Here is a 12,610-nt window from a genome sequence, read left to right on the forward strand (position 1 = left end):
CCACGGCCGACAGTCAGATACAAACCCACCACGACGAAATCACCTCCAATGACGACGTTCCTCGCCGGAGGGACGGGGACACCGAAACTGCTCGCGGGGGCGAGCGAGGTGTTCCCGCCCACCGGGACGACGGTGGTGGGCAACACGGGCGACGACGTGGAACTGGGAGGGCACCTCGTTTCGCCGGATCTCGATACGATCCTGTTCATGGACGGCGGCGTCCTCGACCGGGAGACGTGGTGGGGCATCGCCGACGACGGGGGCACGACCCACGAGGAACTCCGCCGCCTCGCCGAGGAGGTCGGACTCGGCGTCGGCCCGCGCTACCTGCCGGAGGACGCACAGACCGCGGGCCGCGACATCGCCCGCTGGCGGCGCTTCTCCGGCGTCGGCGAGTTCATGTACATCGGCGACCGCGACCGGGCGGTCCACATCACCCGGACGAGCCTCGTAGACGAGGGACACACGCTGACCGAGGCCACCCGGACGCTCGCCGACGCCTTCGGCCTCGACCGCGACCTCCTGCCGATGAGCGACGACCCCGTCGCCACCATCGTCCACACCCCCGAGGGGCCCATGCACTTCCAGGAGTGGTGGGTCGCCCGCGGCGGCGAACCCGCAGTCGAGGACGTGGAGTTCCGGGGCGCGGACGACGCCACCCCCACGGAGGCCGTCCTCGCTTCCCTCGCGGACCCCGTCGTCGTCGGTCCCTCGAACCCCGTGACGAGCATCGGGCCGATGACCGCCATGGACGAGTTCCGGGCCGCCCTCGACGACACCGCAGTCGTCGCCGTCTCGCCGTTCGTGGGCGACCGGGTGTTCTCGGGACCCGCCGCGAAACTCATGGAGGCGACCGGTCACGAGGCGTCGACGGCGGGCGTCGCCGAGGCGTACCCCTTCGCCGACGCCTTCGTCCTCGACGAGGACGATCCGACCGACCTCGACCGACCCATCGTCCGCACCGACACCGCCCTCGACAACGGCGAGGACTCCGAACGCGTGGCGCGGGCCGTCGCGGGCGCACTGGAGGTCGTCGCGCGATGAGCGGGGTCGATTTCTCGCCGCGCGTCGCCCTCGCCAGTCTCTCGGGCGCCGCGGACGCCGCGTGGGCGCGCGCCGCGAGCGAGTACGCGGGGTGTGCGTTCCTCGGCGGCCTCTCCCTCGACGGTCCGACCCGCGAGGCCGCACGCGCACTCGTCGCCCGCGACCGCGACGAGTTCCTCCCCGAGGACCCCGTCGCGTTCGTCGACGCGCAACTGACCGCGGCCGACGACCTCCCGATGACCCTCGGGGTGAACGTCCGCACGACGACGCTCGCGCCACTCCGCGACGTCGCCCGTGTCTGTGACGACCACGACGCCCTCCTCGAGGTGAACGCCCACTGCCGACAGGACGAGATGTGCGCGGCGGGCGCGGGCGAGACCCTCCTCCGGGACACAGACCAACTCTGCGAACAGGTCGCCGCCGCCAGCGAGGCGGGCGCGACGGTGAGCGTGAAGGTCCGCGCCGAAGTCGAGGGCGTCGACCTCCCCGCCCTCGCCCGGCGACTGGACGACGCGGGCGCGAGCGTCCTCCACGTGGACGCGATGGACTCGGAGTGGACAGTCAGTGACATCGTGGAGGCGTTCGACGGGTTCGTCGTCGCCAACAACGGCGTCCGCGACCGCGCGACCGTCCGGGAGTACCTCGCCCACGGCGCGGACGCGGTGAGCGTCGGGCGGCCGAGCGACGACCCGCGCGTCCTCTCGCGCGTGCGAGAGGCGGCCGACGACTGGTTCGCGGAGCGCGCCGACGGGGAGAACGAAGGGGGGCCGAGGGCGACCCGATGAGTCGCCGGAGCCACGCCCAGCACGCGGAACTCGCCCTCCTGCTGGAGGTGACGGGGACGCCGAAACCTGGCAACGTGGACCGCCAGCGCGACCACGACGACCTGCGCTTCGAGCACTTCGTGGCCGGCGCGGTGGGGAGCGCCCCCGGCCTGCGCCTCGCGGCGGGGAACGCCTCCCTCGGCCTCGCCTTCGAGCGCGGGGTGTTCGGCATGGCGGACCAGACCGCCGGCAACACGCAGTTCGGCGCATTACTGCTGCTGGTCCCCCTCGTCCGGGCGGCGAGTCGCGGGTCGCTCGACCGAGAGGGCGTCGAACGGGTCGTCGAGTCCACCACCGTCGCCGACGCCTGCGAGTTCTACCGCGCCTTCGAGCACGTCGACGTGGCCGTGAGCGACCCGCCCGGAGACCTCGCCGCCCTCGACGTGCGACGCGGGAGCGAGGCGATTCCGGCACTCCGGGGGCGCGGCCTGACCCTCTCGGACCTCATGGCCGAGAGCCGCGAGGTGGACGGCGTCGCCGAGGAGTGGGCGGCGGGCTTTCCCCGGACGTTCGAGGCCGCGGAGTGGATTCTCGACGACGAGAGACCCGTCCCGGACCGGGCCGCGCGAGCGTTCCTCCGACTGCTGGCCGACCGGCCGGACACGTTCGTCGAGAAACAGCGCGACGCGGCGACGGCCCGCGAGGCGACCGAACGGGCACGGGCAGCGCTCGCGGGGGAGACGGACCCCGAGGAACTGGCCGAGGCGTTCGTCGCCGAGGGCGTCAACCCCGGCACGACGGCTGATCTGATCGCGGCGGCCCTCTACGTCGCCCTCGAACGGGGGCTGGCGGTATGACCGACGGCGAGTCGAACGCGCTCGCGGGGTGGCCCGTCGCGTTCGAGGGGGTCGTCGAGTCCGTCGTGACGACGCTCGGCCCGAACGGGCGCTGGAACGTCGCCGCCCTCGGCTTGCACGCACCCGACGCTGACGGTCCCGCCACGGCGCGCACGTGGGGGCGCACCCGGACGTGGCGCAACTTCCGCGACCGCGGCGAGGGCTACGTCCAGTTCACGCGCGACCCGGTCGACTTCGTAGAGGCCGCGTGTTCGGTCCGCGAGGCGGACGACCCGGTGCTCCCGAGTGCCGACGCGTGGGCGCACGTCACCGTCGACTCCGTCGACTCGGGCGAGGACGGCGGGACGACGTGGGAGGAGTGGGCGCTCTCGCCGGTCGAATCGGGCATCGAGCGACGGGTCGTCCCCGTGACGAACCGGGCGCACGGGGCGGTGGTGGAAGCGACCGTCGCGGCCTCACGGCTCGACGTACCGAGGTACGACAGCGAAGAACTCCGCGAGCGCATCCGCTTTTTCGGGGAGGTCGTCGAACGGTGCGGCGGCGCGCGCCACCGCGCCGCGTGGGAGCGCTTCGAGGAACTGGTCGACTGGCGCTAGACGGCCTCGACGTCGGTGTCGGCCCGCCGGTAGCGGTCCAGTCGCCCGTAGCGCTGGAAGTTCCCCCCGTCGTCGAGGTACACCTCGTATCGCCCGAGGATGTCCTCGGTGTCGGGGACCGCCGAGCGCTCGACCACCTCGACGACGGCCCGCCAGCCGTCGTCGCCGTCGGCCCCGATGGCCACGACGGCGTCGAGGGGGTGGCCGATGAGCGCCGTCGCGTTGGCGCGGACGGTGTCACGTATCTCGATGAGGCCGACGTCGCCGTCCGCGTCGCCGGACTCGTCGGTATCGGACTCGTCGGTATCGGACTCGTCGGTGTCCTCGTTCATGTCCTCACTCTCGCGCTCCTCGTCCGTGGAGCTATCGGTCCCGTCGGCGCCACCGGACTCGCTCGACTCCTCCGACCCGTCGGACTCGTCGTCGACGGTCGGGTCGTCCTCGTCGTGCTGGTGGCAGAGACCGTTCTCGCGGGCGGGACGGGAGCACCGCTCGCCGCCCTCCGTGAGCGCCCGACACTGCTCCGTGTCGTCGGCCATCGCTCAGGCCGCCCGCGGTCGGCTCATTGTGCCGAGTGTTCGATTTCGGCCGCCCGCGGCGGGATGGCCTGCGTGCCAGTCTCGAGGTCCTGGAGGTCCTCCAGTTCCCCGGACTGGCTCGCTTGCTCGACCTTCGCGATCTGTTCCGCGTAGTGGATGAACGTGTCGACCGACGCCGCCACGATACGGGCCTCCACGGTCAGAATCTCGATGCCGACCACCGAGACGCGGGCCCAGATGTCGATGACGATGCCTTTGTCGAGGATGCGGTCGAGTACCTCCGCCAGACTCGCCGTCCCCGGTGTCTGCTGTACCATCACTGTCCGAGTGACGGAGAACCGGGATGGTAGTTCTGCCTGCACAGTACGATTAGTCGCGGACGAGTACAGTTCTCTGGGGTGTCTATTTCCTCGCCCGCTTTCATCTGCGGGCCGGGGGTTTTTATCCGCGAACGGAGAAGGCTTCCGCGATACACCCCAGCCCACCATGAGCGATTCACATCTCTACACGTACGGGGTGGTCGAGGACGACGACCCCCTCGACCTCTCCGTCGACGGCGTCGAGGGGGCCGACCGTGTCTACACGGTCAGCCACGGCCCGCTGGCGGCAGTCGTCACCGACATCGGGACGATGGACCCCGAACGGACCGACGAGAACGCCCGCGCGCACGACGACGTGTTGCAGGCCGTTCTGGAGACCGGGCGGACCATCGTGCCGATGCGCTTTGGGATGACGTTCAAGAACGGGCGGGCGCTGAAGTCCGTCCTCCGCGGGGGTCGTCGGGCGTTCACGAAGTCGCTCCGCGAGATAGACGGGGCCGTCGAGATGGGCGTCAAACTCGTCGCCGACGAGGGCGCTTCCCTCGACCGCGAGGCCGTCGTCGCGGACGTCGCCGACCGCCTGCGCGCGGTCAGCGACGAGGAGTCCGAGAACGACCTCTTCAGCGACCGCCTCGTGTTCAACCGGTCGTACCTCGTCGACCGCGCCGACCGCGAGGCGTTCGACGACGCCGTCAGCGCCATCGACGACGACTATGGCGAGGACCTCACGGTACAGTACACGGGACCGTGGGCACCGTACAACTTCGTCGACATCGAAATCGGGGCCAAGCGCTGATGTTCATCGTTGACGACCTCCTGCTCAAACCGCTCGTCACGGTGCTCAACGTCATCCACTCGATGGCCATCGAGGAGATGTACGACACGGGCGCCATCCGGGACGAGATGAAGGAGAACCGCCTGCTGTACGAACTCGGCGAGTACTCCGAGGAGGAGTACGAACGGCGGCGGGCGGAACTGGAGGCGCAACTCGACGTGGCCGAGCGCGCCCGCGAGCAACTCAGCGGCCGGGTGGAGGTGAAGCGATGAGCGACGATCCCGACGCGTCCGAGGCTGGCGACGGCGGAACGCAAGACGAGGGGACACAGGACATCGCGACGCTCGTCGAGCGCGCCGAGGGCGACGTCCTCACCTTCCTCCGGGCGCTCGTCCTCGACGAATCGGTCGAGGAGGCCGAGACGGCGCTGGAGGACCTCCGGCAGGTCGCACTCGAGGCCGAGGAACTGCTGGAGACGGTGAACCTCTCGGAGTTACCGGAGGCCATCAACGTCGAGGAACTACCCGACATCGTCGACGTGGAGTCGATCCCCGACGCCGTCGCCAGCGGCGACCCCACCGACGCCATCGAGTCGCGCGAACTGCTGGACGTCGTCGAACTCGGGAAGTTGTGGTCGACCGTCGACGTCCGGGAGTTCTGGCGCAACAAAGACGAGTTCGAGACCGCCCTCGAGGAGGCGCTCGGCGAGGACATCGACGACGACGAGAGCCGCCTCTCGCGACTCCAGTCCGCCTTCGACGACGCGATGGACGGCGCGGGCGAGGGGATGATGGACGGGGACGACGACGGTGACTTCGCGAGCATCCCCGACGACACCAACACGGAGGCCTTCCAGGCGGCCATCCAGTCGGGGCTTCGGGACGCCGTCGACGAGTTTCGGAAGGGCCTGCTGGAAACCCACGACCGCCTGAAGACGCTCCGCGAGGAGAACCAGGAGCGAACCGGACGGGCGACCCAGCCCGATTCGCGGAACCCGACGGCGTACTCGACGCTCGCCTCGGCGTCGTCCGGCCCGAGCGTCGGTCGCGGGACGCGCTACTCGACGGTGCCCCGCGAGACGAAGTACTCCACCGCGCCGAACCGCAAGCGCATCTACGGCGACCGGTTCGAGGACGCCGACGCCCGCGAGGGGGGTGACGACGATGAGTGACGACGAGCCGAACCGCCCGACGCGGACGGCGGGGCCGACCCGCGAGGGCGACAGTCTGGCGGACGTCGTCGAGATGCTCCTCGACAAGGGCATCGTCATCAACGCCGACATCGCGGTGACCGTCGGCGAGACGGAACTGCTCGGCATCCACATTCGGGCGGCGCTGGCCTCCTTCGAGACGGCCGCGAAGTACGGCCTGCAGTTCCCCGACGGGACGGACATGCGCCGCGTCGAGGAGGCCTCGGGACGCTCCCAGATGCACTCCAAGGGCGGGTCGCCCATCTCGGTGCGCAGTCCGGGGACGACCGGTATCTCGCCCGCGCCGCGCGGCGGGGAGCGTCCCGGCGACGAAGACGACGGTAGCGACGAAGACGACGAGGAGACGGGGGCCTCCGACGGTGGCGAGTCTTCGTCGCCGGAGGAGAAGGGAGAGGAGACGACCCCGAACGACGGCGAGGCAACAGAGGACCCGGACGCTGACGACGAGCGGGAGGCACCGTCCGACGACGAGGGGGGCGAGCAGGAAGCCGAGAGCGAAAGCGGGGGCGAGGACGCGTGACCCATATCGACATCGACGGGGAGGACGCCGCCGACGGCCTCGTCGCCCTCGTGGTCGCCGTCGTGGAACTCCTCGTAGAGGCGATGGAGCGCGAGGCCCTCCGGCGGATGGAGTCCGGCGACCTGACCGACGAGGAGGTGGAGCGACTGGGCCAGCAGTTCGCCGCCCTCGAAGCCGAGGTAGAGCGCATGAAGGACGACCACGACGTGGGCGACCACGTCGCTGGCATCCGGGACGACCTCGACGGCCTCGTCCGCGACGTGGTGAGCGGCCTCGAGACTCCCTTCGGTCGCCCGCCGGCCTCGGAGGCGGCACGCGAGCGCCCGGACGGGGAGGTGAGCCGTCGTGAGTGACACCGAGTCGGAGTCCGCCCCCGACATCGAGGCCGGTCGATACCTCTACTGCGTCGTCTCGCTCGACGAGGAGGAGGACCCGTCGGCGTTCGACGCCGAGGGCGTCGATTCCGTGGCCGTCCGCGTCGTCGCGTTCGCGGGTCTCGGAGCGGTGGTCCACGACACGGACGCGCTGTACGACTCCGAGGACCCCCAGCAGGTCCAGTCGTGGCTGCTCGACCACCAGTCGGTCGTGGACGCCGCCGGCGAGCGGTTCGGGACGCCGCTCCCCGTCCGGTTCGACACGGTCCTGCGCGGCGGCGACGAGGGCGTCCGGTCGTGGCTGGAAGACCACCGCGACACCCTCGAACGCCACCTGGGCCGTTTCGCCGGGTGCTGGGAGTACCGCATCGAGGTGCTCGTGGATCCGGAGACGCTCCGGGCGGGCCTCGCCGAGGACGACGAGCAGTTGCGCGAACTCGCCGAGAAGCGCGAACGCGTCGGCGAGGGCACGGCGTTCATGGTCGACAAGCAGTACGAGAACCGACTACGCGAGGTCAAACGGACGGCCCGCGAGGCGCGGACCTCGTCGCTCGAGTCGCGCCTCACGGACCTCGCCGACGAGGTCGAGCGCCTCGGCTCCCGGACGACGGCGCTCGGCGTCGAACGCGAGGACCGGGAGACGCAGGCCCGCCTGACGGTCCTCGCCCCCGAATCGAACGAGGCGGCCATCGGCGAGGTCCTCGACGACGTGGCGGCCGAGACGGGCGTCGAGGTCCGCTTCACCGGCCCGTGGCCGCCGTACTCCTTCGCCCCCTCCTTCGACGATGGAACCGAGTAGAACCGAGCAGGACGCCGTCGTGGACCTCCTCGACGTGATTCTGGAGGAGGGCGTCCTCCTTCAGGCGGACGTCGTCATCAGCGTGGCGGACATCCCGCTCGTGGGCCTGCAACTCAGGGCGGCGCTGGCCGGCCTGGAGACGATGACGGACTACGGGCTCATGACCGACTGGGACGCCGCCCAGCGTCGACTGGCCCGCGAACGCGAGGAGTCCCCCTCCGCATCGTCGGTGGCGACGGGGGAGTTCGCGGCCGAGGAGTCGGAACTCGACGACGGGGCTGACGGCGACTCCCGCTGACCGGGAGTCGCCCCGACCGGGACGTCTCACTCGCCGTCGTCAGAACTGCCGTCGCCGGAGTCGGGCACGCCACCGACACTCTCCCCGTCCTCCTCGATTTCGAGTTCGGTCTCCAGTTCGAAGTCGAGGAGCCCGCTCGTCCCGGTGACGGTGACCTCCTCTTCGAACTCGACCTCGACGGTGTCGACGGGTCGCACCTGCTCGCGAATCTCGCCGCCGGGGGTGGCCGCCGTGTGGACGTTGACGTACGCGTTGCCCGAACGCATCTCCTCGAGGAGCGAGTCGAGCGAGTCCGCGTCCGCCAGCGGGCCGACGAGGTCGTCGGCCGACAGCGTCCCACTCGCGAGGAGGCCGTTCGACGTCACCCCCTGGTCGAGGGCGCCGACGAACCGGCCGTCCTCGTCCTCGCGGCCGAACAGAAACAGGACGACGGATCCGTTCTCGTCCGGCCCGCCGACGTGGATGTGCGCCTGCGTCACCCGCTCCGTGTTCCGGGCGTACAGGAAGTACTGGAGTTCGTCCCCGTCGGGGGAGACGGCGACGACGGCCGCCCCGTCACCGGGGGAGTCGACCGGCGGAACCTCGTTCGCACCGAGGAGCCGTCCGCTGCTGAACAGCGCTCCCACCTCCGTCCGGGAGTCCTCGTCCGCGCTCACGAGGCCCCCGAGCGCCCCGACGGCTGCGACACCGACACCGAGTTTGAGTACGTCACGCCGGTTTGGTATTGTCTGATACACTCGCACGGACGAGCTTATGTTCGACTGCTATCACGATAACCGTCCGCGTCCCGCTACCGTCCGACCGCGCGGACGCTCACGGTCCGTCGACGCTCCCGGACGACCCGTCGCGCCACCACCCTCCCGAGACGGCCTCGTGGCCGGATTCCGTCGAGGAAACGAATCCTTTTAGCCGCGCCGTCCTGACCAACCCGTATGGCCATCAAACCCGCGTACGTCAAGAAGACGGCGACGGTCCTACTCGAGAAGTACGACAAGGCGTTCAACTCGGACTTCGAGCGCAACAAGGACATCGTCACCCAACTGACCAACATCGAGTCGAAGGGGGTCCGCAACCGCGTCGCCGGCTACATCACCCGGAAGAAGGGCGGCACGGCCCAGTAAGACACGCTTCTCGCATCGCATTCGACGCCGACCAGTGACCACGCCGGCCAGTGGCGACGCCGCCCCTCGGGAATCTGTCGCCCCCTTCCGAACCCTTTTGGAGCCTGACTGACTAACCAGTCAGTAGTGACCGAGGCCGACGACCGCATCATGTCTGCGACGTACTGCGCCCTCTGCAAGCACGGCTACGCGGACCTGACGATGCACGACATCGCCGTCGAGTACGAACAGAGCAAGGGGAACCTCCACTACCACTACGACACGAAGCGGGACCTCCTGCTCGGCTTCCTCGACCACCTCGTCGAGCGGTTCCGCGGGCGACTGCCCGACGAGGACGCCCCGCCGGAGGAACGGCTGGAGGGCTTCCTCGACGCGACGCTCTCGCCGTCCGACGGGGGGAGCCACCGCGAGTTCCGCACCGCCCTCCTCGAACTGAAGGCGCAGGCCCCCTACGACGAGGCGTTCCGTGACCGGTTGGCGGCGCTCGACGCGCTCCTCCGGGAGACGCTGCGCGACATCGTCGAGGACGGCATCGAGTCCGGCGTCTTCGCCGAGGACGCCGACCCCTGTGCGCTGACCGACCTCACGGCGACGGTCATCGACGGGGCGCACGTCCGCGCCGTCACGTTCGGGGAGTCGCCCGCGGCGGCCCGCGAACTCCTCGCCACGCGCTTCGAGACGCACCTGTTCCGTGAGGCGGCCGAGCCGTGGGTGGCCGGATGAGCATCCGCGGTCGGCTCTCGGGGCTGTTCTCCGTCGTCTTCAAGGGACGCGACGAGTTCGACCTCACCTCCGGCGGCATCGGCAAGCCGCTGTTCTATCTCTCCTTGCCCATCGTCATCACGAACCTCCTCCAGACGGCGTACAACCTCGCGGACACGTTCTGGCTCGGGCAGTACTCCACGGAGGCGCTCGCGGCCATCAGCTTCGCCTTCCCGATGGTGTTCCTGCTCATCTCGCTCGGCATCGGCCTCTCGACGGCGGGGAGCATCCTCGTCGCACAGAACACGGGTGCGGGTGACGACGAGGCCGCGGAGTACGCCGCCTCCCAGACGGTGACGTTCTCGTTGCTCGTCTCCGTCGCCCTCGGCGTCGTCGGCTACTTCGGCGTCGGCCCGTTGCTGGCTGTCCTCGGCGCCTCAGCCGATGTCCTCCCCCTCGCCACCGAGTACATGCAGGTCATCTCGCTCGGCCTGCCGTTCATGTTCGGGTTCTTCATCTTCATCTCGCTGATGCGCGGGTACGGCGACACCGTGACGCCGATGCTCGTCATGTTCGGCACCGTCGTCTTCAACATCGTGCTGGACCCGTTCCTCATCTTCGGGTGGGGACCGTTCCCCGCACTCGGCGTCGAGGGGGCCGCAGTCGCCACCGTCGTCTCGCGGGGACTGGCGATGGTCGTCGGCATGGCCATCATGTTCGCGGGGACGCGGGGCGTCGAGATCCACCTCGCGGACATGCGCCCGGACCCCGTCTACCTCGGGAAGATAGTGAAACTGGGCGTGCCGGCCTCCATCGAGGGGACCGGACGGGCCGTCTCTGTCAACGCCCTCCTCCTCATCGTCGGCCTGTTCCCGACGACGGTGGTGGCCGCCTTCGGCATCGGCATCCGCGTCTTCTCGGTCATCTTCATGCCCGCCATCGCCGTCGCCCGCGGGGTGGAGACGATGGCCGGCCAGAACATCGGCGCGGGCGAGGAGGACCGCGCCGCCGCGACGAGTCGCTTCGCCGCCAAGACGATGTTCGTCGTCCTCGGCGCGGCCGGCGTCGTGACGTGGGTGTTCGCGCCGGCCGTCGTCGGCGTGTTCACGCCCGACCCCGAGGTGGTCGAGGTGGGCGCGACGTTCCTGCGCTACGTCGCCCCCTCCTTCGCGTTCATCGGCGTGATGCGCTCGTACACCGGCGGGTTCCGCGGGGCGGGCAAGACGCTCACCGCCGCCGTCATCGCCGTCGGGATGCTCGGCGTCGTCCGTCTCCCGGTCGCGTGGTTCGCCTCGCAGGACGTCGGTCTCGGCCTCGGGTCGTCGGGCATCTGGCTCTCGTTTCTCGTCTCGAACGTCCTCGGGGCGATACTGGCCTACGCGTGGTACCAGCGCGGGACGTGGCGCGGCGCGGACGTCGCCCGCGGACCGAAGGAGACGTACACCGCGACCGACGACGACTGAGTCCGGGACGGCGACCTCGTCGGCCGACGGCGGGCCGACGTTGCGCGTATCACAACCGTTTTGCGTGTCTCACCCCCACGCAGGGCAATGGCTGTCAGAGTCGGCGTCCTCGGCGCGACCGGTGCCGTAGGCCAGCGCCTCATCCAACTGCTCGACCCGCACCCCGACTTCGACCTCGCGTGCGTCACCGCGAGTGACGAGAGCGCGGGGAAGTCGTATCGGGAGGCCGCGAAGTGGCGAATCGAGATGGCCATCCCCGACGACGTGGCGGAGATGACCGTCCGGCGAACCGACGCCGACGACATCCCCGACGACGTGGACCTGTTGTTCTCCTCGCTGCCCTCCTCGGTCGGCGAGGCCGTCGAACCCGGCCTCTGCGAGGCGGGCTACGTCGTCTCCTCGAACTCCTCGAACGACAGAACCGCTGACGACGTCCCCCTCGTCATCCCCGAGGTCAACGGCGACCACGTCGACCTGCTCGAAGTCCAGCAGGACGAACGCGGCTGGGACGGTGCACTCCTGAAGAACCCGAACTGTTCGACCATCACGATGGTCCCGACGCTCGCCGCCCTCGACCGCGAGTTCGGTCTCGACGCCGTCCGCGTCTCCACCCTGCAGGCCGTCTCCGGCGCGGGCTACTCCGGCGTCTCCTCGATGGAGATCATCGACAACGCCATCCCGCACATCGGCGGCGAGGAGGAGAAGATGGAGACGGAAGCCCGGAAACTGCTCGGGTCGTTCGACGGTGCCGAGGTCCAGTGGCACGACGCCGACGTCGCCGCCTCGTGTAACCGCATCCCCACCCTCGACGGGCACCTCGAGAACGTCTGGGCCGACCTCTCGGGGGACGTCTCGACGGGCGAGGCGGCCGACGCGATGCGCGAGTTCCCGAGTCCCGACCTGCCGTCCTCGCCGGACCCGCTCATCCACGTCTTCGAGGAACCCGACCGCCCCCAACCACGACTCGACCGGATGCACGGCGACGGGATGGCCGTCACCGCCGGCGGGTTCCGCGAGACCAGCGGAGGCGTCCAGTACAACTGCCTCGCGCACAACACCCTGCGCGGGGCGGCGGGCGCGAGTGTCCTGAACGGCGAACTCCTCGCCGAGAAGGGCTGGGTCTGAACGGGAACGGGCGAAGAACGGCCGCGGACGCGGGTTTTATGCGCGCTTTTTCCGAACCCTCGACCATGACAAGCGAGAGCCAGCGACGCGTGGAATCGATAGC

The 12,610-nt window shown here is 69.9% G+C and carries 18 protein-coding genes; 15 read left to right on the forward strand and 3 right to left on the reverse strand.

Translation table 11 applies throughout. The annotated features are described in order from the left end of the window. Positions 1 to 48 precede the first annotated feature (48 nt). The 4 genes from cofD to NKG96_RS11620 are packed head-to-tail and all read left to right on the forward strand — an operon-like array spanning position 49 to position 3,261. On the forward strand, positions 49 to 1,044 hold the full coding sequence (gene cofD / locus NKG96_RS11605; RefSeq protein WP_254535109.1) for a 2-phospho-L-lactate transferase: 996 nt from the start codon (positions 49 to 51) through the stop codon (positions 1,042 to 1,044). Continuing rightward, positions 1,041 to 1,829 (forward strand): tRNA-dihydrouridine synthase, encoded by a 789-nt coding sequence (locus NKG96_RS11610; RefSeq protein ID WP_254535110.1) that lies wholly within the window; start codon positions 1,041 to 1,043, stop codon positions 1,827 to 1,829. Before cofD ends, NKG96_RS11610 begins: the two co-directional genes overlap by 4 nt. Next, entirely contained in the window at positions 1,826 to 2,665 is an 840-nt protein-coding gene (locus tag NKG96_RS11615) for a triphosphoribosyl-dephospho-CoA synthase (protein WP_254535112.1), read from the forward strand. The genes NKG96_RS11610 and NKG96_RS11615 overlap by 4 nt, the downstream gene beginning before the upstream one ends. Next, positions 2,662 to 3,261, forward strand: coding sequence for a DUF447 domain-containing protein (locus NKG96_RS11620; protein ID WP_254535115.1), 600 nt, complete (start codon positions 2,662 to 2,664; stop codon positions 3,259 to 3,261). Before NKG96_RS11615 ends, NKG96_RS11620 begins: the two co-directional genes overlap by 4 nt. On the opposite strand, the gene gvpO is transcribed toward NKG96_RS11620, so the two are convergent. Beyond that, a complete protein-coding gene (gene gvpO / locus NKG96_RS20970) occupies positions 3,258 to 3,800 on the reverse strand; it encodes a gas vesicle protein GvpO, halophile-type (RefSeq protein WP_303651779.1) in 543 nt (180 codons plus the stop codon). The two genes, NKG96_RS11620 and gvpO, sit on opposite strands and share 4 nt — an antisense overlap. 23 nt (positions 3,801 to 3,823) lie before the next feature. Then, positions 3,824 to 4,117, reverse strand: coding sequence for a gas vesicle protein GvpA (gene gvpA / locus NKG96_RS11635; RefSeq protein WP_254535116.1), 294 nt, complete (start codon positions 4,115 to 4,117; stop codon positions 3,824 to 3,826). A 169-nt stretch (positions 4,118 to 4,286) separates the two neighbouring features. Between gvpA and NKG96_RS11640 the strand changes: the two genes are divergently transcribed. From NKG96_RS11640 to gvpM, 7 genes are all read left to right on the forward strand, one after another. Then, a complete protein-coding gene (locus NKG96_RS11640; RefSeq protein WP_254535117.1) occupies positions 4,287 to 4,916 on the forward strand; it encodes a GvpL/GvpF family gas vesicle protein in 630 nt (209 codons plus the stop codon). Further along, positions 4,916 to 5,167 (forward strand): gas vesicle protein GvpG, encoded by a 252-nt coding sequence (gene gvpG / locus NKG96_RS11645; RefSeq protein ID WP_254535118.1) that lies wholly within the window; start codon positions 4,916 to 4,918, stop codon positions 5,165 to 5,167. The genes NKG96_RS11640 and gvpG overlap by 1 nt, the downstream gene beginning before the upstream one ends. After that, complete coding sequence (locus NKG96_RS11650) at positions 5,164 to 6,066, forward strand: hypothetical protein (protein WP_254535119.1); 903 nt, start codon at positions 5,164 to 5,166, stop codon at positions 6,064 to 6,066. Before gvpG ends, NKG96_RS11650 begins: the two co-directional genes overlap by 4 nt. A gap of 73 nt (positions 6,067 to 6,139) precedes the next feature. Further along, a complete protein-coding gene (locus NKG96_RS11655) occupies positions 6,140 to 6,625 on the forward strand; it encodes a gas vesicle protein (protein ID WP_254538145.1) in 486 nt (161 codons plus the stop codon). Further along, the gene (gene gvpK, locus NKG96_RS11660) at positions 6,622 to 6,978 is read left to right on the forward strand and encodes a gas vesicle protein GvpK (RefSeq protein ID WP_254535120.1); all 357 of its coding nucleotides are present in this window, start codon (positions 6,622 to 6,624) and stop codon (positions 6,976 to 6,978) included. The genes NKG96_RS11655 and gvpK overlap by 4 nt, the downstream gene beginning before the upstream one ends. After that, complete coding sequence (gene gvpL / locus NKG96_RS11665) at positions 6,971 to 7,798, forward strand: gas vesicle protein GvpL (RefSeq protein ID WP_254535121.1); 828 nt, start codon at positions 6,971 to 6,973, stop codon at positions 7,796 to 7,798. Before gvpK ends, gvpL begins: the two co-directional genes overlap by 8 nt. Then, the gene (gvpM, locus tag NKG96_RS11670) at positions 7,785 to 8,096 is read left to right on the forward strand and encodes a gas vesicle protein GvpM (RefSeq protein WP_254535122.1); all 312 of its coding nucleotides are present in this window, start codon (positions 7,785 to 7,787) and stop codon (positions 8,094 to 8,096) included. Before gvpL ends, gvpM begins: the two co-directional genes overlap by 14 nt. Positions 8,097 to 8,122: 26 nt before the next feature. Here the strand turns inward: gvpM and NKG96_RS11675 are convergent, their stop codons facing one another. Then, entirely contained in the window at positions 8,123 to 8,752 is a 630-nt protein-coding gene (locus NKG96_RS11675) for a CHRD domain-containing protein (protein ID WP_254535123.1), read from the reverse strand. A gap of 276 nt (positions 8,753 to 9,028) precedes the next feature. On the opposite strand from NKG96_RS11675, the gene NKG96_RS11680 reads away from it, so the two are divergent. The 4 genes from NKG96_RS11680 (at position 9,029) to asd (ending at position 12,507) form a co-directional block, all read left to right on the forward strand. Then, a complete protein-coding gene (locus tag NKG96_RS11680; RefSeq protein ID WP_254535124.1) occupies positions 9,029 to 9,217 on the forward strand; it encodes a 30S ribosomal protein S17e in 189 nt (62 codons plus the stop codon). A gap of 126 nt (positions 9,218 to 9,343) precedes the next feature. Further along, on the forward strand, positions 9,344 to 9,940 hold the full coding sequence (locus NKG96_RS11685; protein WP_254535125.1) for a TetR/AcrR family transcriptional regulator: 597 nt from the start codon (positions 9,344 to 9,346) through the stop codon (positions 9,938 to 9,940). Continuing rightward, a complete protein-coding gene (locus NKG96_RS11690) occupies positions 9,937 to 11,382 on the forward strand; it encodes an MATE family efflux transporter (protein WP_254535126.1) in 1,446 nt (481 codons plus the stop codon). Before NKG96_RS11685 ends, NKG96_RS11690 begins: the two co-directional genes overlap by 4 nt. 87 nt (positions 11,383 to 11,469) lie before the next feature. Then, positions 11,470 to 12,507: an aspartate-semialdehyde dehydrogenase gene (gene asd / locus NKG96_RS11695; protein ID WP_254535127.1), complete on the forward strand. Its 1,038-nt coding sequence runs from the start codon at positions 11,470 to 11,472 to the stop codon at positions 12,505 to 12,507. Positions 12,508 to 12,610: the final 103 nt, after the last annotated feature.

This window comes from Halomarina litorea, assembly GCF_024227715.1.
Lineage (GTDB): Archaea > Halobacteriota > Halobacteria > Halobacteriales > Haloarculaceae > Halomarina > Halomarina litorea.

Coding starts and splice junctions, on each gene's coding strand:
- cofD (WP_254535109.1), top strand. CDS start 49: ATGACGACGTTCCTCGCCGGAGGGACGGGGACACCGAAACTGCTCGCG.
- NKG96_RS11610 (WP_254535110.1), top strand. CDS start 1,041: ATGAGCGGGGTCGATTTCTCGCCGCGCGTCGCCCTCGCCAGTCTCTCG.
- NKG96_RS11615 (WP_254535112.1), top strand. CDS start 1,826: ATGAGTCGCCGGAGCCACGCCCAGCACGCGGAACTCGCCCTCCTGCTG.
- NKG96_RS11620 (WP_254535115.1), top strand. CDS start 2,662: ATGACCGACGGCGAGTCGAACGCGCTCGCGGGGTGGCCCGTCGCGTTC.
- gvpO (WP_303651779.1), bottom strand. CDS start 3,800: ATGGCCGACGACACGGAGCAGTGTCGGGCGCTCACGGAGGGCGGCGAG.
- gvpA (WP_254535116.1), bottom strand. CDS start 4,117: ATGGTACAGCAGACACCGGGGACGGCGAGTCTGGCGGAGGTACTCGAC.
- NKG96_RS11640 (WP_254535117.1), top strand. CDS start 4,287: ATGAGCGATTCACATCTCTACACGTACGGGGTGGTCGAGGACGACGAC.
- gvpG (WP_254535118.1), top strand. CDS start 4,916: ATGTTCATCGTTGACGACCTCCTGCTCAAACCGCTCGTCACGGTGCTC.
- NKG96_RS11650 (WP_254535119.1), top strand. CDS start 5,164: ATGAGCGACGATCCCGACGCGTCCGAGGCTGGCGACGGCGGAACGCAA.
- NKG96_RS11655 (WP_254538145.1), top strand. CDS start 6,140: ATGCTCCTCGACAAGGGCATCGTCATCAACGCCGACATCGCGGTGACC.
- gvpM (WP_254535122.1), top strand. CDS start 7,785: ATGGAACCGAGTAGAACCGAGCAGGACGCCGTCGTGGACCTCCTCGAC.
- NKG96_RS11680 (WP_254535124.1), top strand. CDS start 9,029: ATGGCCATCAAACCCGCGTACGTCAAGAAGACGGCGACGGTCCTACTC.
- NKG96_RS11690 (WP_254535126.1), top strand. CDS start 9,937: ATGAGCATCCGCGGTCGGCTCTCGGGGCTGTTCTCCGTCGTCTTCAAG.
- asd (WP_254535127.1), top strand. CDS start 11,470: ATGGCTGTCAGAGTCGGCGTCCTCGGCGCGACCGGTGCCGTAGGCCAG.